Source organism: Dysgonomonas sp. 511 (genome assembly GCF_010501105.1).
Lineage (GTDB): Bacteria > Bacteroidota > Bacteroidia > Bacteroidales > Dysgonomonadaceae > Dysgonomonas.
Map to the genome: position 1 here is coordinate 1 of NZ_QVMQ01000040.1, position 21590 is coordinate 21590.

22 protein-coding genes are annotated in these 21590 nt (G+C 41.5%); 14 read left to right on the forward strand and 8 right to left on the reverse strand.

Annotated features, from left to right (window positions below; translation table 11 throughout):
* Positions 1-103: 103 nt before the first annotated feature.
* The gene (locus D0T57_RS13875) at positions 104-949 is read right to left on the reverse strand and encodes an ATP-binding protein (protein ID WP_163274087.1); all 846 of its coding nucleotides are present in this window, start codon (positions 947-949) and stop codon (positions 104-106) included.
* Positions 950-1061: 112 nt separating this feature from the next.
* Between D0T57_RS13875 and D0T57_RS13880 the strand changes: the two genes are divergently transcribed.
* From D0T57_RS13880 to D0T57_RS13895, 4 genes are all read left to right on the forward strand, one after another.
* On the forward strand, positions 1062-1724 hold the full coding sequence (locus D0T57_RS13880; RefSeq protein WP_163274088.1) for a Crp/Fnr family transcriptional regulator: 663 nt from the start codon (positions 1062-1064) through the stop codon (positions 1722-1724).
* A gap of 8 nt (positions 1725-1732) precedes the next feature.
* Positions 1733-2230 (forward strand): pyridoxamine 5'-phosphate oxidase family protein, encoded by a 498-nt coding sequence (locus D0T57_RS13885; protein ID WP_368666932.1) that lies wholly within the window; start codon positions 1733-1735, stop codon positions 2228-2230.
* Between the two features lie 2 nt (positions 2231-2232).
* The gene (locus tag D0T57_RS13890) at positions 2233-2799 is read left to right on the forward strand and encodes a uracil-DNA glycosylase family protein (protein WP_255490606.1); all 567 of its coding nucleotides are present in this window, start codon (positions 2233-2235) and stop codon (positions 2797-2799) included.
* A gap of 695 nt (positions 2800-3494) precedes the next feature.
* Positions 3495-4172 carry a phospholipase A gene (locus D0T57_RS13895; RefSeq protein ID WP_255490608.1) on the forward strand — a complete coding sequence of 226 codons (678 nt, stop codon included), beginning with the start codon at positions 3495-3497 and terminating at the stop codon, positions 4170-4172.
* Between the two features lie 65 nt (positions 4173-4237).
* Here D0T57_RS13895 and D0T57_RS13900 read toward each other — a convergent pair whose 3' ends face one another.
* Positions 4238-4930, reverse strand: coding sequence for a Crp/Fnr family transcriptional regulator (locus D0T57_RS13900; RefSeq protein WP_163274090.1), 693 nt, complete (start codon positions 4928-4930; stop codon positions 4238-4240).
* Positions 4931-5109: 179 nt separating this feature from the next.
* On the opposite strand from D0T57_RS13900, the gene D0T57_RS13905 reads away from it, so the two are divergent.
* From D0T57_RS13905 to D0T57_RS13945, 9 genes are read left to right on the forward strand one after another with little or no spacing between them, the layout of a single operon-like run.
* Complete coding sequence (locus D0T57_RS13905; protein ID WP_163274091.1) at positions 5110-5736, forward strand: hypothetical protein; 627 nt, start codon at positions 5110-5112, stop codon at positions 5734-5736.
* Between the two features lie 9 nt (positions 5737-5745).
* Positions 5746-6315, forward strand: coding sequence for a molybdenum cofactor guanylyltransferase (locus D0T57_RS13910; protein WP_163274092.1), 570 nt, complete (start codon positions 5746-5748; stop codon positions 6313-6315).
* Positions 6312-7598 (forward strand): nitrate/nitrite transporter, encoded by a 1287-nt coding sequence (locus tag D0T57_RS13915; RefSeq protein WP_046148736.1) that lies wholly within the window; start codon positions 6312-6314, stop codon positions 7596-7598. Before D0T57_RS13910 ends, D0T57_RS13915 begins: the two co-directional genes overlap by 4 nt.
* A gap of 9 nt (positions 7599-7607) precedes the next feature.
* On the forward strand, positions 7608-11333 hold the full coding sequence (locus D0T57_RS13920) for a nitrate reductase subunit alpha (RefSeq protein ID WP_163274093.1): 3726 nt from the start codon (positions 7608-7610) through the stop codon (positions 11331-11333).
* The gene (gene narH / locus D0T57_RS13925) at positions 11330-12799 is read left to right on the forward strand and encodes a nitrate reductase subunit beta (RefSeq protein ID WP_046148738.1); all 1470 of its coding nucleotides are present in this window, start codon (positions 11330-11332) and stop codon (positions 12797-12799) included. Before D0T57_RS13920 ends, narH begins: the two co-directional genes overlap by 4 nt.
* Positions 12800-12827: 28 nt before the next feature.
* Positions 12828-13376 (forward strand): nitrate reductase molybdenum cofactor assembly chaperone, encoded by a 549-nt coding sequence (gene narJ, locus D0T57_RS13930; RefSeq protein WP_163274094.1) that lies wholly within the window; start codon positions 12828-12830, stop codon positions 13374-13376.
* On the forward strand, positions 13373-14047 hold the full coding sequence (gene narI / locus D0T57_RS13935; RefSeq protein ID WP_163274095.1) for a respiratory nitrate reductase subunit gamma: 675 nt from the start codon (positions 13373-13375) through the stop codon (positions 14045-14047). Before narJ ends, narI begins: the two co-directional genes overlap by 4 nt.
* A gap of 20 nt (positions 14048-14067) precedes the next feature.
* Positions 14068-16041, forward strand: a complete 1974-nt coding sequence (locus D0T57_RS13940; RefSeq protein ID WP_221412313.1) for a TonB-dependent receptor — start codon at positions 14068-14070, stop codon at positions 16039-16041.
* Positions 16042-16050: 9 nt separating this feature from the next.
* Positions 16051-16521, forward strand: coding sequence for a nucleoside-triphosphatase (locus tag D0T57_RS13945; protein WP_163274097.1), 471 nt, complete (start codon positions 16051-16053; stop codon positions 16519-16521).
* A gap of 105 nt (positions 16522-16626) precedes the next feature.
* Here D0T57_RS13945 and D0T57_RS13950 read toward each other — a convergent pair whose 3' ends face one another.
* From D0T57_RS13950 to D0T57_RS13970, 5 genes are read right to left on the reverse strand one after another with little or no spacing between them, the layout of a single operon-like run.
* A complete protein-coding gene (locus D0T57_RS13950; protein ID WP_002561298.1) occupies positions 16627-17004 on the reverse strand; it encodes a MarR family winged helix-turn-helix transcriptional regulator in 378 nt (125 codons plus the stop codon).
* 23 nt (positions 17005-17027) lie between these two features.
* Positions 17028-17498 carry a thioredoxin gene (gene trxA / locus D0T57_RS13955; protein WP_163274098.1) on the reverse strand — a complete coding sequence of 157 codons (471 nt, stop codon included), beginning with the start codon at positions 17496-17498 and terminating at the stop codon, positions 17028-17030.
* Entirely contained in the window at positions 17495-17737 is a 243-nt protein-coding gene (locus D0T57_RS13960; protein WP_163274099.1) for a hypothetical protein, read from the reverse strand. Before D0T57_RS13960 ends, trxA begins: the two co-directional genes overlap by 4 nt.
* A gap of 12 nt (positions 17738-17749) precedes the next feature.
* Positions 17750-18049 carry a rhodanese-like domain-containing protein gene (locus D0T57_RS13965; protein WP_163274100.1) on the reverse strand — a complete coding sequence of 100 codons (300 nt, stop codon included), beginning with the start codon at positions 18047-18049 and terminating at the stop codon, positions 17750-17752.
* Positions 18050-18077: 28 nt separating this feature from the next.
* The gene (locus tag D0T57_RS13970; protein WP_163274101.1) at positions 18078-18278 is read right to left on the reverse strand and encodes a DUF6132 family protein; all 201 of its coding nucleotides are present in this window, start codon (positions 18276-18278) and stop codon (positions 18078-18080) included.
* Between the two features lie 255 nt (positions 18279-18533).
* Here D0T57_RS13970 and D0T57_RS13975 point away from each other — a divergent pair, with 255 nt between their 5' ends.
* Positions 18534-19847 (forward strand): TolC family protein, encoded by a 1314-nt coding sequence (locus D0T57_RS13975; protein WP_163274102.1) that lies wholly within the window; start codon positions 18534-18536, stop codon positions 19845-19847.
* Positions 19848-19970: 123 nt separating this feature from the next.
* On the opposite strand, the gene D0T57_RS13980 is transcribed toward D0T57_RS13975, so the two are convergent.
* On the reverse strand, positions 19971-21527 hold the full coding sequence (locus tag D0T57_RS13980; RefSeq protein WP_163274103.1) for an IS1634 family transposase: 1557 nt from the start codon (positions 21525-21527) through the stop codon (positions 19971-19973).
* Positions 21528-21590: the final 63 nt, after the last annotated feature.

A 21590-nucleotide genomic window follows, 5' to 3' on the forward strand; every position in this document is an offset into this window, starting at 1 on the left:
TTGCAGAAACTGATGGCTCCTTAATTTATCGTTAACTCTCTCCGCAAAGGTAAAAACTATATAAATATTGTAAAAGATGAGGCAGACCGAAGGATTACATTGTTTATATCCAGTTATCTTCTACTATTTCTCCTTCTATACCTATAACAACCTTTTTAACAGGTACTTTGTTTGAAGCCTGTTCCAAAGCCATTTTAACTAATTGTAATAACCCGCCACAACAAGGAACTTCCATAATAACTACTGTCAGTGTATTAATCTGTACCCCGTCTATCATATCGGCAAGCTTCGATACATACACTTCTTTGTTACTGTCGAGTTTGGGGCAGGCAATAGCCAATGTGCGATTTCTTAAGAAACGGTCATGGAAGCCACCATAAGCATAAGCTGTACAGTCGGCAGCCAGCACCACATCAGCACCTCGGAAATATCCCACCTGCGGATTCAACAAATGAAGTTGTACCGGCCATTGGCGCAACTGCGAAGGGGTGCTGCCGATTGGTACTACCGGTTTTACCGGAGCGAAAGACATCTCCCTGCTTCCCGGACAGGCCGAGAAGGCTTGCCCACAGTCTGAGTTTTGTTCATTATTATTTTCTATATCCATATCTATGTTATGTTCTTCCAGATAACGAAGACCCTGAGCCAAAAGGGCTGTTTCATTATGGTCTTTCAAATGAAGCAGATGAGCCCGGATTGTTTTTTCACCTTTGGGAACAAGTCTTTCCATCACTGCGATTTCATCGTAAGGTTTTGCCTCGCGTTCCTCAAAATCTATCGCTCCAACAGGACAGTCTCCGATACAAGCTCCTAAACCGTCGCAATACAGGTCGCTAATCATTCGAGCCTTACCATCAATTAGTTGCAATGCTCCTTCGTGACAGCCACTGACACAAATTCCGCAACCATTACACAGTTCTTCATTTATCTTTATAATTGTTCTTTTCATTAATCTTCCTCAGTTATCCTTTTGCAAACATACAGTAGTATGGGGATACAAATCGTAACATCCGTTACGGATGTGAAATTTATTATGTGTAACTTTGCAAAAAATAGAATTTATGAATCAAGACTTACTGTTTTTCTGTACAATATGCCGGGAAAAATCTCCAGAGGAAATTGAGAAAATAAGATGTACGATAGACCACAAAGTAAAAAGCTATAAAAGAGGGGAGTTGATTGCTTCGCAAGGAGACCGCATATCAAGCCTGTATATGTTGACGAAAGGGAAAGTGAAAACGGAAATTATTTCGAAATCAGGGCTTACTGTTTCCGTCGAAGAGATTGCCGCCCCTTATCCGTTGGCTGCCGCTTTTATTTTTGCGGACAATAATCGCTTTCCGGTGGAGGTTACCGCAATGGAGGATTGTGAAGTGATACTAATCAGTAAGTCTTCTATTGAAAAACAGATGGCTAAATGCCCTGGATTCCTGAGGGGATTTATGGCTTTTATAGCCAATCGGGTGCAATTCTTGTCGGAAAGATTAAAAATCTTTTCACAAAAAGGGATTAAGGCTAAAATTGCCTATTATATCCTGCAACGTGAGCAGAGTGGAACATTTGAGCTTGGGAGGAGCATCGCGTCACTTGCCGAGTATTTTGGAGTGGAACGCCCCTCTCTTTCAAGAGCCATATCGGAGATGATGCGCGATGGTATTATCGAGTTTGAAGCAGGGAAAGGAAAAATATTGAGATACAACAATCTGAAAGAGTTATTGGGATGACAAATAAAGTGATGTTTAATAATGACGATGTACGTAGGCAAGATCGGTTATTGGATAAATCTGGAGCCATTGAACTTTTATATACAGGCGAATACGGAGTACTTTCGATGGTTGAACATATTGATAAAGAAATAGGAGGATATGGTATTCCTCTTAACTACGTGTGGGACGGTAATGATTCCATCTATTTCCATTGTGCACCCGAAGGATATAAATTAGATTGCTTGAAAAAGAATCCCAACGTTTCCTTCTCTATAATTGATCACACAAAAGTCATATCGCATAAATTTACTACTGCATATGAGAGTATTGTTGTTCGAGGTAATATTGTCATGAATCTTCCCGAAGAAGAACGCCGAAAAGCACTAATTTTAGTGTTAGATAAATATTCGCCTGCCGACAAAGAAATGGGATTGAAATATATCGAAAAATCGTTTCATCGGACAAATATCATACGGCTTGATATAATAGAAGTATCTGGAAAGACAAAAAGAATAAAAGAGTAATTATGATAAAAACATTTGCAGATAATGTTATTGAGTACAATAAGAATTTAGCGTACACCGGAGAATTACCAGCTGGATTTAGGGTAATAAACCCTTTTTATGATAACCCGGAAGCAATAAAGGTAATGGAACAGTTTTACCGCAAATACTACACCGATTCCCGGCTGCGTAAGTTTATTATAGGAATCAATCCTGGTAGATATGGAGCAGGGATTACCGGTATTCCTTTTACTGATACGAAACATTTGGAAAATGTTTGTAGTATCCGAATGCAATCGGCACAAACGCATGAAATATCGTCTGTATTCGTCTATGATATGATTGCTCAATATGGTGGGGCTGAAGCCTTTTATCAAGATTTTTTTATTAATTCTCCTTTTTCTTTGGCGATTGTCCGCGAGAAAGAAGCTGGAAAATGGGTTAATGCCAATTATTATGATGATACTTCATTACTAAGAATGACGGAAGAATTTATGATTACTTCATTGAAAAAGCAAATTACTATCGGGATAGATTGTAACGAAGTGTTCGTATTGGGAAAAAGAATGCGGAGTATATTTCGACAATGAATAAAAAAGCGAATCTATTTGGACGTATAACCGTTCTTGAACACCCTCGGTATATACAACAATACAAATCAAAAGATAAACAATTCTATATTGATAAGTATATTCAGGCTCTTAATAACTCCATTGTATAGTTTTAAGGTTACGTTTCTAATCTCCGCTTGAGATACTGTATACACATTATTGGATACTTCATGTGTTCATACAAGTCGGCACTCTATACTTCGAAGTGCATAAAAGCAGGTGACAGCCAGATAATGAAAAATTGAGTGCAGGCAGCAACTTAAATATACTTTCTTTGAACCAAGTATAGTAGTAAATCAAACATTTATTTTATTTCCGTTGGAAATTTGTTTCTATGGAAAATAATAGTTTTCTTTGTATTATATTCCATTGGACATAACTCTTCTGGAAAGTAAAATCGAAATCTTCTTATTTTTTCACTCTTTATTTTTTGGGATATGAAAGTAACAAATTATAGTATACCGATATTCTTTATCCTTATTATTCAATCTGTATTTGCCTATTCACAAGAGAATACAATCTTGCATGTAGATAGCCTTTCACTGCGAAATAACTATTTAGACGAAATGCAATCGGTAGAAGCTCTAAGGCATAAACCAATCGAAGTCACGGAAAATCTCGTACGGTCCGTTCTGGATAAACAAACTGCTTTTGCAGTATATAAGGATAATTATATGGTAACCGGAATACCTTTGAACAAACCTGTAAACCGAAAAACTGCAGATGCTTTTTTTCAGTTCAGTATTCGTCACAGGGTCACCAAAAGTGTTCTTCCTTTTAATTCATTTCTATATATAACCTATTCTCAGAAATCATTTTGGGATATTTATGATGAATCAAGCCCTTTTCATGATACAAATTATAATCCGGGTATTGGGATAGGCAGATATGTAATAAGGAATAACAAACTAAAGGGAGCGGTAATGCTTTCACTCGAACATGAATCAAATGGAAAGGCAGATTTGGATTCACGAAGCTGGAACTATATAAACATGTCGGTTAAATATTTTTACAACATGCGATTGTCTGCTAAAGCACAAGTATATTTACCATATGTAGATGGGGAACATAATAAAGATATGCTGAGATATAAAGGCTATGGTAATTTTTCAATCAATTATATTGATAAGAGAAATTTATGGTGGTTCAGCCTTGATATAGTTCCACGTGATAAGATTATAAATCCTAATATCCACACATCTTTATCATTTCGGGTATCCAGGAACTCAAACCAATATCTAACTTTGGATTACTATGCCGGTTATGGAGAGGGTTTACTGAACTACAAGGAGTATACAAATCAAATCAGAATAGGGTTTACTATAAAACCGGATTTCTTTAGCGCATATTAATTTAAAGCAAGTTCAAACATCTTCTGAAGTTACTATGGAAACTCCATAGGTTCTACTTTATATTATTATAAAATAGCTTTTCTTAATTCCGGGATATTTAACAGTTCCACTGTTTTTCCTTTCATAAGAATAAGCCCTTCTTTGGCCATTTTACTGATTTCTTTTGTCAAGGCAGGGCGGGTAACACATATATAATCCGCCAGTTGAGCCTGATTATGATCAATATGGACAATATTATTATCGATCAGTTTTTGTTCGAAAAGATAAGCAACAAAACGACTGCGTATATTTTTATACGACAATGCCCGCAAACGCAAAACAGTGCACTTATTACAGTTTCCGGCAACACACAAAAAACTTTTCAGTAAATCTGGAAACTCACTGATAAGTTTGAAGACGGAATCTTTAGTAGCTTTCAGCAACACCCCATCCTCCGTTGCTTTGAAAGTAGCCGGAAGCGTAGTATCAGCCTTAAATAAGTGAGGAGTAGCAAATGCGCGCGGGGCTATTATATGCTCAATCAGTACCTCATTACATAGGGCATCTATAATATCCACTTTCAATTTTCCTTCCAGTAAAACCATTAATTCCCGGCAGGGAGAATCTTGCCTGGCTATAATATCGTTCTTTTTTATGTTGTAAACGGCACAATCTAATCTTTCCAGCAAAGAGTGTTGTACTTTGGGGGATAAATCCTTAAACAAAGGAATCTGCAACAGCAGTTCTTCATGTTTTGCCGTAAAAACAATTCGTTCCATACTTCTATCTACTGATATACAAAAATAGAGAATAAAATAGAGAACACACAATTTTATCAACTATAAACTTTTAACGTTAATTGATGTTTTAAATAGATGGTATGTAATTAAGAACACCTATTTCACCAATGGTATATACTAAATTTGCAAAATATGTATTCGACTAATATTGAAAAAACATGAATAACCTGAAAACAATTATCTTCTGGGGCGCTTTGTGGGGCATACTCGAAGCTACCCTCGGGTGGTTGCTTCACCTTGTCCATTTCAAGGGTGAAGTGCTGGTACTTTATCCTTTCGGACTGATGTGCATGATGATGGCTGTCAAACAGACCGGGCAGATGTCTTCTGTCGTGAAAGTGGCAGGAGTAGCGGCAATGGTAAAATTAGTCAACCTGTTTATGATGCCCGCTGTGCCTGTTTATCATGTAACAAATCCTGCCGTGGCCATTTTTCTGGAGGGGTTGGTAACATGGGGATTTTGTATATATGCAAAGAAAAGAGAAGCATTATGGAAGATAGGAATTCCCGTAGCATTTATCATGGTACTGGCCTCTATTTTTATCTTCCGGGGATGGCAGCTATTTATGGATGCTTTTATTACTTACAATCCAAGCGTACATAAACCTTACGACGCGGGATTGTTTTTCCAGTGGGGATGGCGTTCACTGATACAGGGTATAATGCTTGTAGGCGCCGCTTATCTGGTTCGGTGTGTTCCCCTGAGTTTCGACTATACAAAATGGACAGGCCGGTTGGCTATACCCTTCCTTTTTGTGTCTATCGTTCTAAATGTGTTATTATAAATTTGTATCATGCTACATCCCGACGAAATCACCGGTGTAGTGCTGGCAGGAGGGAAAAGCTCCCGTTTCGGCTCTAACAAAGCCCTAAGCAAATATGGAGATGAGACTTTTCTAAAGCATATTACCGCATTACTTCAGCCCTATGCGAAAGAAGTAGTTATATCAGGCTCTTATCCTGAATACGAAAGCTTTGGCGTCGCTGTATTAGAAGATAAAATAAGCGAAACAGGTCCTTTGGGGGGAATATATACAGCTTTATTATACAGTTCTACCCCCTGGATACTGGTATTAACCTGTGATATGCCTTTCATTACAAATGAAATTATCATGCATATGCTGGCAGCAGGCAAGGGTGAAAACGTAATTGGGTGGAATCATGCTGAAAATATAGGAATATTCCCTTTATTGGTATCGAAAAACGCATTACCGGATATCGAAAAAGCGATCGAAAAGAAACAATACCGTGTAAAACAAATGTTTATCCGGGAGAATACGAGAAGGATAATGATCCCTGACCAGTGGGAACATTTTTTCGCAAATATCAATAGCCAGGAAGACTATAAAAACACAATAAAATGAATGCAATAAAGATAAAAGGTTCTCCGGCTCGCGGACTGGCGGCTGCTACCCTGGGATTTTTCTTCGGTTCGGCAGCCATATCACTCTTTGGCCCGTCAGCTACCAAACTGAACGAAGTTATGGAACTCTCCCCATCGATGTTGGGGCTATTGGTAGCCATACCTACCCTGTCGGGTTCATTGCTTCGTATACCATTCGGGGCATCGGTAGATGAAAACGGAGGGCGAAAGTCATTTCTTTGGCTCATGGTTTTGTCCGTTATCGGGCTGGCCGGGCTTAGCTTGCTTCTTACCACCCATTATCCCGACAATATGGAAGGTACTTATTGGCTTATTCTGTTATTCGGATGCCTGAGTGGATGCGGAGTTGCAACCTTTTCGGTAGGTGCGGGACAGACATCTTACTGGTATCCGAAAAATAAACAGGGATTTGCCTTAGGTATATTCGGGGGATTCGGCACATTGGGTGCCGGTGTTTTCGCACTTATACTTCCGGTCTTATTGCAATCTGTGGGCTTTGTGTCAGCTTATCATATATGGACTGCGTTTATGATTCTCGGCACTATTTTGTATGCCGTTATCAGTTGCAATGCTTATTTTTTCCAATACCGGACGAAAGGTTTCAGCGAAGATGAGAGCAAGAAAATGGCAACCGAAGCCGGACAGGAGCTTTTTCCGGCAGGAAATATGAAGCAAAGCCTTATTATATCTGCTAAAATTCCTGAAACATGGATACTCGTTATCGCCTACTTCGTTACTTTCGGCGGCTTTATGGCCCTCACGGCATGGCTTCCCACATACTGGCAGAAGACACACGGTTTGTCGGCTACCCAAGCAGGTCTTTACACGGCGGTATATGCTTGTCTGGCTGCTTTATTGCGTATTCCCGGTGGTAGTATATCCGACAGGATAGGTGGGCTGAAAGTCAGTATGTTTGCTATCGCACTGTTAGGCTCTGTTTCCATCATCATGGCATTTTCGAGTAACTGGATATTGTCCGGAATCTGCACACTGGTCATTGCCGTTGCGTTCGGACTGAATAATGCCGCCATTATGAAACTGGTTCCTGTATATGTATCCAAATCGGTAGGTGGGGCATCCGGCTGGGTTGGCGGCTTGGGCGCTTTCGGTGGATTTGTTATTCCTCCCGTACTTGGAAAAGTGGTGGATGTGATGGGAATCACCGGTTATTACCGGGGCTTTTTCACCTTTACCGTATTAAGTATAATCGTACTACTGATCCTCTATTTCGGATTGGTTGTCCGCAATAAGAACAAAAAATAACAGAACGCTATGATAAAGTCTCTTCTACAAAAAAAGAAGTTCTTTTCGGGAGCCGGAGATACCGGACAGAGAGTATGGGAAAACTTTTACCGCAACCGTTGGCAACACGATAAAGAGGTACGTTCTACTCACGGTGTAAATTGTACAGGCTCCTGTTCCTGGAAAATATTCGTAAAGAAAGGTATTGTTACGTGGGAAATCCAACAAACGGATTATCCGCAAAACCGTCCGGGACTGCCGAACCACGAACCGCGCGGATGTCCTCGCGGAGCGAGTTATTCATGGTATCTGTATAACTCGGGACGTGTGAAACACCCGATGATACGCCATGAGTTGCTGGAAGCCTATCAACAGCAAAAAGCTATACTGCATGATCCTGTCCCGGCTTGGGAAGCTGTTATGGCTGATGAGGTTGCCTCTAAAAAATACAAAGAAAGACGGGGGTTAGGTGGATTCGTCCGTCTGGACTGGAATCTGGCACAGGAAATCATTGCTGCCGCCAATATCTATACCATAAAAAAATACGGGCCCGACCGCCTGGTGGGATTTACTCCTATCCCGGCTTTTTCGATGGTGTCGTATGCCGCGGGAACCCGTTACTTAAGCCTTATTGGAGGCACATGCCTCAGTTTTTATGATTTCTATTGCGACCTGCCTCCTGCTTCCCCGCAAACATGGGGTGAGCAAACCGATGTTCCCGAAAGCGCCGATTGGTACAATTCGTCTTTTATCATGCTGTGGGGCTCCAATGTACCTGTAACACGCACGCCCGATTCGCCCTTCCTTACGCAGGTAAGATACAAGGGAACGAAAGTTATTACCATATCGTCTGACTACAGTGACGCAAGCAAATTTGCCGATATATGGCTGAATCCGAAACAGGGAACTGATTCCGCATTAGGAATGGCTATGGGACATGTTATTTTGAAAGAGTTTTTTGTAGATAAAACGACTCCATATTTCGACTCATACGTAAGGAAATATTCCGACCTGCCTTTCCTGGTGAAACTGGAATCTTACGAAGGGGGCTACCGCACTGGAATGATGCTTCGTGCCTCCGACTTCGAAGATAAACTAAATATAGAGAAACAAGCGGAATGGTATCCTGTATTGCTAGACGAGCAAACGGGCGAAAAGGTAGTTCCCAACGGATGTATCGGTTCGCGCTGGAACAACGAAGGCAAGTGGAACCTGCGGAACGAAGATCTGCGGACAGGAAAAGAATATACCCCTCTTTTATCTCTGATAGATAAAAAAGACGAAATCATTGATGTATCCTTTCCTTACTTCGGAGGGGAAGAATATAAGAATCCCTACTTCAACGCCTCTGCCCATGCGGATGTACAAAGAAGGAAAGTGCCGGTTGTGAAATGCCAAACAGCAGAAGGTGAAGTATTATGCGCTACGGTGTTCGACATCATGCTCGCTCACTATGGTGTGGAAAGAGGATTGAACGACCCGCAAACCGCGAAAGATTATAACGATAATATTCCCTATACTCCGAAATGGCAGGAGCAGATAACAGGAGTTCCTGCCGAAAGGGTAATCACCGTTGCCCGCCAGTTTGCCGAAACCGCTGCCAAAACAGAAGGTAAAAGTATGATTATTATTGGCGCCGGGGTCAACCAGTGGTACAATACCGATATGACTTATCGTGCCGCCATGAACCTGCTTATCCTGTGTGGAACCGTAGGGCAATCGGGTGGCGGCTGGGCGCATTATGTAGGTCAGGAAAAAGTACGTCCGCAATCGGGATGGGCAACACTGGCTTTTGCTTCGGACTGGATACGTCCTCCCCGCCACATGAATACGACGAGTTACTTCTATATGCACAGCGATCAGTGGCGTTACGAAAAGGTGAAAGTCGACAGCTTGATTTCTCCACTATGCAAGAAAGACGAATGGAGTAAACTCACGTTGCTCGACTGCAATATCAAATCGCAACGGATGGGTTGGCTTCCCGCTTCGCCCGAATTCGACCGGAACCCGTTACAGATATGTAAGGAAGCCGAGTCTGAAAATATAGATGTTTCCAATTATATCACCGATAAATTGCATACAGGTGAACTGAATCTGGCTTCGGAAGATCTGGACAGGAAAGAGAACAGCCCTAAAAACCTTTTCATCTGGCGTGCCAACCTTATCGGTAGTAGCGCCAAAGGGGTGGAATATTTTATGAAGCATCTTCTGGGTGCACAAAACAGTGTATTCGGCGAAGACCTGAAGGAACTGGGCGAACCACTACCTCGCTATCAGAACTGGCACGATGAAGGAGCAAGAGGCAAACTCGATCTGGTTGTTACGCTCGACTACCGGATGACATCGTCTTCCCTCCATTCCGACATTGTACTGCCGGCTGCTACGTGGTACGAGAAAAACGATATTAGCAGCACGGATATGCACCCCTTTATTCACCCTTTCTCGAAAGCGGTAGACCCTGTGTGGGAGTCGCGTACCGATTGGGATATATTCAAAGGCATTTCCGAGAAATTCTCTCAACTATGCCAGGGGCATTTAGGAGTAGAAAAAGATGTAGTAATGCAGCCACTGATGCACGATTCACCTGGCGAAATATCGGAACCCTTGTTTGTGGATGATTGGAAAGAAAGCGGGAACCATCCTGTTCCCGGGCACAATATGGGTAAACTGATCGTGGTGGAGCGTGATTATCCGAATACATATAAACGTTTTACTTCTTTGGGTCCGTTATTGGAAAAAGCGGGAATAACAGGAAAAGGTATCACTTGGAAATCGAATGAAGAATACGAGTTCCTCAAGAAATTGAACGGAACGATACAGGATCGGGGAGTTACACAAGGCTTGCCTGCTTTGGAAACGGATATTCAGGCTATCGAATCCATACTGTCGCTAGCACCCGAAAGCAATGGCGTAACATCGCGTAAAGCATGGAAATCTTTGGAAAAGCCAACAGGTCTGGATTTAGAGCATTTGACCGAAGAAGGAGGCGATACCCAAATCCGTTATGACGACTTGGTACAACAGCCCCGTCGCGTACTCAATTCTCCGATATGGAGCGGTGTTGAATCTCACGAAGTGAACTATACCTCCAATTACACCAATGTACACGAACTCATTCCCTGGCGTACCGTAACCGGACGGCAGTCTATCTATCAGGATCACCCGTGGATGCTGGCATTCGGCGAAGGGCTGGTATGCTATAAACCGCCCTTATCAAAACAGGAAATTAATAATGTAAAAGAAAGGTTGCGGATTAGTGATGATACACTGACACTGAACCTGATTACCCCTCACAACAAATGGTCTATCCATTCATCATGGAGCGATAATTTACTCATGCTTACATTGGGTAGAGGAGGACCTGTTATCTGGATTAGCGAGGCGGATGCCGCCAAAATAAACATACAGGATAACGACTGGGTAGAAGTGTTCAACGACAACGGAACGGCAAGTTGCCGGGCTATCGTTTCGCAACGTATTCCCGAAGGCGCTTTGATTATGTATCACAATCAGGAAAGAACAGTGAATGTTCCATTAAGCTCTATTACGGGAAACCGGGGAGGAATACATAATTCCATTTCCCGCATTTGCCCTAAACCTACACACATGATTGGCGGATATGCCCAATTATCATACGGACTGAATTATTATGGAACGATCGGCGCCAACCGCGACGAATTTGTAATTATCCGCAAATGTGAAACCGTTCTCTGGGAAGATGAGGATATGGAAGAAAGAAAGGAGGCAGTAAGATGAAAATACAAGCACAAATGGCTATGGTTTTGAGTCTTGACAAGTGCATCGGTTGCCATACCTGCTCTGTTACCTGCAAAAATGTATGGACAAGCCGTAAAGGAATGGAGTATGTTTGGTTTAACAATGTAGAAACCAAACCCGGACCAGGTTATCCCGTACAATGGGAAAATCAGGACAGGTACAAAGGCGGCTGGACTGTCAGGAAACGCAAGTTGCAGTTATTGCAAGGAAACAATCTCAGTATTCTTTCTACGATTTTTGCCAATCCGCATTTACCCGATATGAAGGATTATTACGAGCCTTTCACTTTTGATTTCTCGAAGTTGACGGGGACGAAACGTTTTCGTACGGCTCCGAGTGCCCGTCCTTATTCTTTGGTTACAGGCCAGCGGATGGAAAAAATAGAATACGGCCCCAACTGGGAAGATAATCTGGGCGGTTCTTTCAATGAACGTAAAAAAGACCCAAACCTGAAAGACTTTGATACAAAAGGATACGAAGAGTTTGAGAAATCATTTATGTTTTATGTTCCACGCCTGTGCGAGCATTGCCTCAATCCCGCCTGTGCAGCATCCTGTCCTTCGGGAGCAATATATAAACGGGAAGAAGACGGAATCGTACTCATCGACCAGAATAAATGCCGGGGATGGCGCGAATGCGTAAGCGCATGCCCTTACAAAAAGACCTACTTTAACTGGGATAGAAAAAAATCAGAGAAATGCACGTTCTGCTATCCACTGATAGAAAACGGCAAACCGACAGTCTGCTCCGAATCCTGTGTAGGGCGCATCCGCTATATCGGCGTATTATTGTATGATGCCGACCGTATCGATGAATATGCCGCCACGGAAAACGATAAAGACCTGTACGAAAAGCAGCTTGACCTAATACTTGATCCTGACGACCCGCAAGTTATCAGCAAGGCACAGGAACAAGGAATATCCTATTCATTTATCAGGGCGGCACAGGCTTCACCTGTCTACAAACTAATGAAACAATGGAAAGTAGCCTTCCCCCTTCATCCCGAATACCGAACATTACCTATGGTATGGTACGTGCCGCCCATGTCTCCCGTACTTCAGCAAGCAGATGTAAAGGATAACTTCTTTGCCACCGTCGATGAAATGCGTATCCCGGTTAATTATATCGCGCGAATGATGACGGCAGGAGACGAAACCCCTGTAAGAACCGCTCTGGCACGTTTGCTGGCCATGAGGCAGTATATGCGCCAGCGCACCGTGGAGAAAAACGAAAACCCTTTGATTCCCGCGGAATTAGGACTGGAAAAGGCCGATTATGAAGATATGTACCGCTATATGGCCATTGCCGATTACAAAGACCGGTTTGTTATTCCAACAGCTCCTACGAAAACGGAAGATACCGACCTAGCCGGACTACGGGCCGGGTTGGGTTACGAATATCCGGGTAAAGAGGAGGAAGGACGCAACTTGTTTGGTGGAAGATAAGAGTGTGTTTTATTTAAATACGTTAGTTATGCAAAATACATATAAAATATTGTCGTTGTTACTGGATTATCCAAACGAAGAATTAAAGGAGAATCTTTCGGGTGTGATGGGGATTGTAGAAGAAGAAAGCTACCTGGACGAACCTCAACGCGTCAAATTACAAGCGTTTATCGACTACGTTCTATCGCTGTCATTAACAGGGTGGCAACAGCAATATGTACAGTTGTTCGATTTTTCGACCCACAGTAATCTCTATCTTTTCGACCACGTATATGGCGATTCACGCGAGCGCGGACAAGCTATGGTAGATCTTACGGAGATGTATGCTGGGTCAGGATTCACCCCATGCTCCAACGAATTACCGGATTACCTGCCGCTCTTTCTGGAGTACCTGTCACTGCTGACACGGGTAGAAGAATCGGAGAAACTACTACACGAAGTATCTCATATTTTAGACAATATGAAGCAAGCACTGGAGAAAAAAGAAACACCTTATGTCCTTCTTCTGGATATATTACATAGCCTCTCCACTCCTTTGGAGAGCGAGCCTGATAAAAAGAAAGGAGTAAGCGTATGACAACAATATCGGATTATCTGAATAATTTCTTCCTGGGATATCTGCCCTATATTGCTCTGGGCGTATTTACGGCAGGATTTATTTATCGCGCCGTCAAGCACAATAACACCATACAAGCCACTTCGTCACAATTTATCAGCAACGATAAAAATATCCGCTGGGGAAGCACGCTCTTTCATTATGCCATCATTCTGGTATTTCTGGGACATATTTTTGGACTGCTTACGCCCGAATGGCTTTACACATGGCTCATTTCGAACGAAACCAAGCGCCTGCTCGCCATTAGTATGGGTTCGTTATCGGGTATTGCCGCGCTTATCGGTATTACCATACTTGCCCTGCGCCGGTTTACAAATATACGTGTGCGGGCAACCGGTCAATTGCAGGACTATATCATCGTAGCCCTATTACTCTTCCAGATCGCACTGGGTTTGTGGGGCACATACATTACCACTCAATCTCCACTCGAGGATTATATGGCTATGGAACATTGGGCACAAGGTATTGTTATATTCGAACCCGATTCGTGGAAATATATAGCCCATCAGAGCTGGGTATACAAACTGCATATTATTAACGGGTTTCTGATATTTATTCTCTTCCCGTTTACCAAGTTGATGCACATGGTGATGGTACCGGTACATTTTGTGATTGATTATTTTAGAAAATGATAAACTTTAAACAAGTCGTAGTGTGTATACTGCAGGTCGTATGCACACTGAACAGTTATGGCCAGAACACTGGAAAAGAAGAGATCGACAGTATAAAAACATTCTCACTTGGAGAAGTGGTAGTGATGGAAAAACTTCCCGCATCCGCGGGCACTGAAATATCTTCGTTGGAAATAAAACAAATGGATATCACCAAAGTGCCCGAAGCACTGGAGTGGATACCGGGGATAACGCTTACAGAAGCTTCATCGCGCGGAGAAACCATGATCTATTTGCGAGGATTTAACCAGAGCCGTATTCCGGTATATATGGACGGGATACCTGTATCCGTTCCTTTTGACGGGTTCATTGATCTGGGACGCTTGCAGACCGCTTCCGTTTCCAAAATCCATGTATCGAAAGGAATATCCTCCCTTTTATTAGGCGGGAATACGATGGGGGGAGCTGTAAATATCATCAGTGCGTCACCAACCAATAAGCTGGAAGTAGGTATACAGGCCAGTACACTATGGAATACATCTGTAAATCTGGGAACCAGGCAGGACAAATGGTTCCTGCAAGTGGATGCGGGTTGGATACACCGTAATGATTTCCACCTGCCTTCGGGCTATGACGCAGTAGAGGGGTTACAGGAAGGAAGCAAGCGGCATCATTCCGAAACAACCGATTGGCAACTGAATGGAAAGTTTGGCTTCACTCTTCGGGAAGGTGATGAATATGTTGTGGGATACAGTATGGTGCGCGCGGATAAATACGTCCCCCCCTATCTGGGCAAAAAGAGCAAACCACGTTTCTGGAGATATAAGGATTGGGATAAAGATCAGATATATTTCTTTTCCGGAACTAATCTTGGTAAAGAATGGAGATTGGAATCCCGCCTGTTTTACGACCGATACTATAACTTGCTGAAAGCCTATGATGATGAGAATTATAATTCGCAGGAAAGCAAATCGGCTTTCGATAGCTATTATGACGATTATTCGCTGGGAGCAGGTTTGGTATTGGGATGGAAAGGGATAGAAAATAATCATCTGAAACTGGGAGCGAACTACAAGAAAGATGTGCATCGCAGCCACGATGATGATGACCCCGAAGCCGAACAAAGTGAATATACGGCTTCCCTCTCTTTGGAAAACACCTACACTATCAATGACAAGTTATCCCTTTTGGCTGGCATTGGATATTTTCGGCATCAGGGTGCTACTATCGAAGCCTACGAACAATTAGAGAGTTCTAAAGAATACGGAATAGTGAATTATCCAAAATCATCAGACAACGATATCAACTACCAGTTAGCAGTGGATTACCGATACAATCTTAATCATGGACTACGTTTCAGTTTTTCCCGGAATTCCCGTTTTGCTTCACTAAAAGAGCGATATTCGTATAAACGGGGAAAGGCAGTCCCTAATCCCGATCTGAAGACAGAACATTCCTACAATCTGGATTTAACTTATAACGGCAAATGGAATCATTGGCAATGGTACACAAGCGCATATTATATGCTTCTCACCAATACCATTCAGGAAATCACAGGAGTGGATACAGAAGACCCGCTTATATGGCAACTTCAGAATAAAGGGAAAGCTCATTTTAGGGGTTTTGAAACTGGATTATCTTACCGATACAGGTGGATAGAAGCAGAAACTAATTACAGCTATATCAACCGCGTAAACAAAACGGATAAGGATATAAAGTTTACCGAAGTACCCGATCATAAATGGAATACTTTGGTACAGGTCAGTCCTTTTTATGGTATACGGGTTCAGGCACGTATGACTGCTATTAGCCAAACAAATATGAGCAGTGACGGCAAAATAACAATTCCGGGATATGCACTGTTCCATACTAATATAGGTAAACAGTTTAATGGATTCGATGTAAAACTGGGAATAAAAAATCTCTTCGACAAACTCTATTATTTCTCCGAAGGATATCCAATGGAAGGACGACGGTATTATATTTCGTTGGCTTACCGGTTTATTAAAAAATAAGAGCAACCCATGATAAGGATTATAACAGGGCTTGTAAATGGTGGAAAGAGTACCCGATTTCTAAAACTATACGAAGAAAGTGGAGATGGTATAGGTTTATACGCAAAAAAACTATACAATGAGGAAAAAACGATTGTGGGTTACAACCTCATTCTGCTACCCGGTAAAGAAGAAATCCCTTTTATCTGTTTAAAAGAATCCATATACCAAAACGAGAACTGTTATCTTATCCAGGGACGGTTTGCTTTCCTGAAAGAAACATTCGAGATAGCCGAACAATACATATTGAGTTCTTCTGACCACATTCCTGTCTGGATAGATGAAATCGGCAAACTGGAACTCAAAGGGAAGGGATACGATAAACTGTTGCGTAGGTTGTTGAAATCTGACAGGGAGATAACTATTACGGTAAGGGATAGTCTCTTAGTCGATATCCTGAATCAGTACAAAATAAAGGAATACCGGTTATTGGGTATATAATAGTATAATATAAAAGCTCTGTTTCTTTAGGATCATTGACATAACAAAAAAGACAGGAGCAATAGTTAATGAAACCGTTGCTTCTGCTTTTTTTATATCCTGCTATTACAGCTTGATCACTGGCTTTAACGATTCAGGAATATTAAATTCAGCGCATTTAATCGATTCAAGCTTTTTTTGCCCGGCATTAGTCAATACAAAATACATTTGCCGCTTATCGTCTTTCCCCACAATACGCTTGATAAGACCTTTCTTTTCTACCGATTTTATTACTTTCGATGTATTCGAATTACTCAATCCTAAAACACCGGCCAATTCATTTGAAGAATATTTTTGAATGCTCAGCGAGCATAACAGCATTCCTTCGTTCAACCCCAGGTTATATGATTGCTGGAAGTCTGATTCAAATTCATAAATCGCCCTGTATACATCCCTGATCTGACATAGCGTACTTACTTGCGAATTATCCATATTATTTGCCATTACAGTATAAATTTATATTCTCATTATTCTTTTAATAAAATAGTATCGATAGCATCTTTTAATTGCTGTTTGGGCAATGCTCCTGCTGCCATCTGGGGCTGTTCATTCATCGGAATAAACAGCAATGATGGAATACTCCTTATTCCAAAGGCAGCAGCGAGTTCAGGCTCTGTTTCCGTATTGATTTTATAAATATAGATACGGTCCTTATATTCTGCCGCCAGTTCTTCCAATACCGGAGCTATCGCTTTACACGGTCCACACCAGTCTGCGTAGAAATCAATCAATGCCGGCTTATCTCCCAAATACTGCCACTGGGAACTTGCTTCAAAATTAGCAACTTTTGATAAGAATTCAGCCTTTGTTAAATGTATTGTTGTCATATTGTTCTCTTTTTTAGTTTTTACTTCCGTTTGATTTTTTGTTTCCGCTTTGTTATTACAAGAAATTAGCAACAGCGCTATTAGCGGAAATAATAAGATTGTATGTTTCATTTTCTATCCGGTTCATATTTTTTAATCTGGTTACCATAGATGTTTTCTTTCTGTTGCTTATCAGTATAACATCCTCCCGCTCCACAGCAGGACACATTCATGATTGCCTGAAAAAGCAGCACTCCTCCTAACATAAGAAAAATATAGTCTTTAGAGCTTATAGAATAGATAGCGACTGCTATTCCCAATAGCAGCCTAACCACCCGGATAATATCCCAATTTTTTAATATACGATTCATACTGTTCTCCATTTAAAAATTAGACCAACTTCCTCCATTGTATACTTCCTGAAACCCTTTAGACCTTAAGACCGCTACCGCGCTACGGCTACGCATCCCACTGGCGCATACGGCAATAATGGGTTTGTCCTTTTTGAGTTTTGATAGATTGTTGTTCAAACTATCCAGGGGAATATTAACTGAATCAGCTACTGCTCCCTGCTTATACTCTTCTTTTGTTCGAACATCCAGAAGTATAGCCCTGTTTTCTAAAAGTGTTTTGAAATCGGCCTTCTCTTCTAATCCGAACAGCCTGCTGAAAAATCCTGCCATAATGTTTAATTTATTATTGTTTGTTTCATTACTTTTTCACTTTATCTTTTTTGAAAATTCCTCCTAATAAACCTCCCATCAGCACTCCATACAAAGTACTCATGGTAGGCGATGAAGTTATGGGACAAGTTCCGGTGCTACATCCGATATATCTCCAATAAAGATATCCGCCTACTGCACCTAACAGAGCTCCTAAAAGGTATGTCCAATTATTTTTTATGACTTCCATATGTTTGTTTTTATCATTCAGACCACAAAGATAAACATTTATTTCTAACGGAAACTACTTCTATCGGAAATAATTTGTAAAAAACACATAATCGCTATAAATAAGATATTTACAAAACGGAATGATAAGAAAAAACATTCGAAAATATTATTTTCCATTGGAAACTTGTTTCTTTGAAATATATTACTTTCCTTTGCATCATATTTCCATCGGAAACTAATCTGAGTATACAATAAACAGTAGAATATAGTAAAAATGAAAAGAACAACGATCATCACATTAAGTGTAATCTGGCTTAGCCTTTCGGCTCAGGCACAAAACCACCGGCATATTACGGCAGAAGATGCCGTGAACATTGCTATTGAAAATAACAGTCATATAAAAATGTCAAATCTGGATAGGAGAATAGCCAAGGCTGACTATCATCAAACGGATGCCATTTTTCTGCCCCAAATCACAGTGGGATATACGGCGTTGACGACAAACAATCCGTTGAATGCCTTTGGTTTTCTCTTGCAACAGGAATCGGTTACGGCGATGGATTTCGATCCTGCGAAGCTGAATAATCCGGGTGCGACGCAAAACTACGGCACCCAGGTAGAGGCGAAACTGCCTCTTTTGAATGTAGATATGATTTATGCCCGTAAAGGAGCCCGCGCACAGGAAGAAATGTACAAATATAAAGCCGAGCGCACCAAAGAATACATCGAGTTCGAAGTGAGAAAAGCATATACCGGTCTGCAAATGGCTTATCAGGCACGGAACATTCTCAGAAAATCGCTCGACGATGTGAAACAGATACACCGATCGGTGACTAACTTTTACGATCAGGGACTGGTACAAAAGTCGGATGTACTGAATGCCCAGGTGCAGGTAAATACTATTGAGAGTGCCTTGGCGAAGGCTGAAAGTAACATACACAACGCTTCCAACGGGCTTCGCCTCTTGATGGGAATGGATCTAAGCGATGAAGTATATACAAGCGATTCTTTAGTACAAAAAAGAGAAATATATACAGAAACCACTCTTTCTTTATTCCGCCCGGATATTATGGCGCTCCAAAAGGCTGTAGATGCAACGGATATGATACTGAAATCTTCCCGGATGGCCTTCCTGCCACGCATTAATGCCTTCGGTTCATACAACCTGAATGACTCTAAAGCCTTCAAGTTCAGAAACGATTCTTATTTGGCAGGTATCAACCTGAGCTGGGATATCTTCTCAGGCAATCGGAACCGCAGCAAAATGAAATCGGCACAATACCAAAAAGGCCGGATGCAGGAAGAACTAAACCTGCATATTAAAAAAGAACAACTGGAATTAGACAAGGCGAGGCGTGATCTGAACGACTCGCAAACGGAAATAAATAAACAACAGATAAGTGTTGAGCAGGCCGAAGAAGCCTTGCGCATCCTGGCCGATCGTCATAGCGAGGGTTTGGCAAGCACCACCGACCTATTGATGGCGCAGGCCCAGTTCTCAGGGCAGAAACTTCTGCTCTCACAAGCTATTATGTCCTATAATATAATAGAAGCATACCTCCGGTTTTTATCCACAACTAAGAATTAACAAAATAGATAGATATGAAAATTTCAAGAAACGTAATTTTAGGTATTGCAGCAATATCCATATTTTATTCCTGTTCATCTGCCGATGAGCAAAAAGAGAAAGGCCAGCCGGCCCCTGACTTCGTCAATGCGTACCCCAAAATTCTTCTTCAAACAAAGGAGCAATAATCTTGTGCCTCTTCATTACGAGTGTTTTGCTTATAATCTTTTTGTTTATCGGCAATTTAATTTGTATTGTGGTTATCGTTTTAGCCATTGCTAAAACTTTATCGACACTCAATCCGATTTCAGCCAATTTTAGTATTCGTTCAAGCTCCTTGTAAACCTTAAGAGCGACAAAGCAGACGCAGATGTGGGCTTCAATACGCTTTCGGTTAAAATGGAACATCGGACGTATTTCAATCTTTGATTTGGCAATTCTGAACGCTCGTTCCACATTCCATAGATTATGGTAAGCGGCATATACCTGATCTGTCGGGATTGTTGTATTTGTCAGGTATCCCTTCAATCCATCCCAAGCAGCATCTTGTGCTATTTTGTCATAATTGATGGCAACCTCAATGTTTGAGTTGATGTCTAAGAATTTATTGTATCCCCGCTTGTTGATATTTTCTTTGGTTAGGGAGCCTCTGCGATAGGCCTTCTCCAATCGACGAACCCCCTTATCTCTATTGTAAGCGTCTTTCTTTGCTCTATCATCGGTGTAACCAACTAACAAACGTCTTCCTTTTCCTTTATCTACTTCAAACATCTGACGGTCTTTCTTGGGCTGATCAAGTATATATTTGCGTATAGAGACTTTCTCTGTCTTCAGTTTTGCGCCAATGACATACTTGTATCCCAAGCGCTCGAGTTCTTCGATATTGGCATTATTCATCAGACCAGAATCGGCTACTACTATAAACTCATCTAAGCCATACTCCTTTACAAAGGCCTCTACAACAGGCAACATGGTATGCCCCTCATATTTATTCCCTTCATGGACACAGTAGGCTAAAGGGTAACCATCCAAACTAACTAAAAGGCCCAGAATGATTTGGGGATTACTATGTCTGCCTTCTTTAGAGAACCCGGTCTTGCGTAAATCATCTTCCCTGTCTGTCTCAAAATAAAGGGTTGTCACATCATAAAACATCACTCCAATAGATCCTCCGAGTACCTCCTGGGTGTGTTCAACACTGATACGTTGGATCTTTTGATGTTGTTTATCTCCAAGTTTGTCCAAGTAACGATAGATTCTAGATAAATTGAGATCTTCATCAAAGTGGTTCTTTAGATACTCCACTGTTGCTGCTTTACTGGCAGGATAAGATAAACGGGAGAGGACTAGTTTGCGGAAGACATCATCCTGGATAGAATTAAAGCCAATCCGGTCAAAGACACGGTTTAGTATGAGGTCTGTCCCGTTAAAGAGTATATTGCTGATATTTGCCAAAAACTGTTCAGTCAAGATCAATTCTTCATCTCTTTGATTAGACTCCTCACAAAACAGGTCGAGCATCGGATGAGAAAGCTCTTCTTGCTTACGGATCCAGTCGTGACCTTGAGTTACTAGCTGAGCGATTTCAGACTCGTCAGAACTAACTCCTACAGTAAAATGCTCTTTGTAGATCCCTTTATTCTTAGAGCAGACAACAATACTTGTACTTCCTGATCTATTCTTTTTCTTCTTTACAAACATGGTGTGAATATAGCACTTTTTAGCTTGCGTACCCCATAACAGGGTACGCAAATGACGTATATG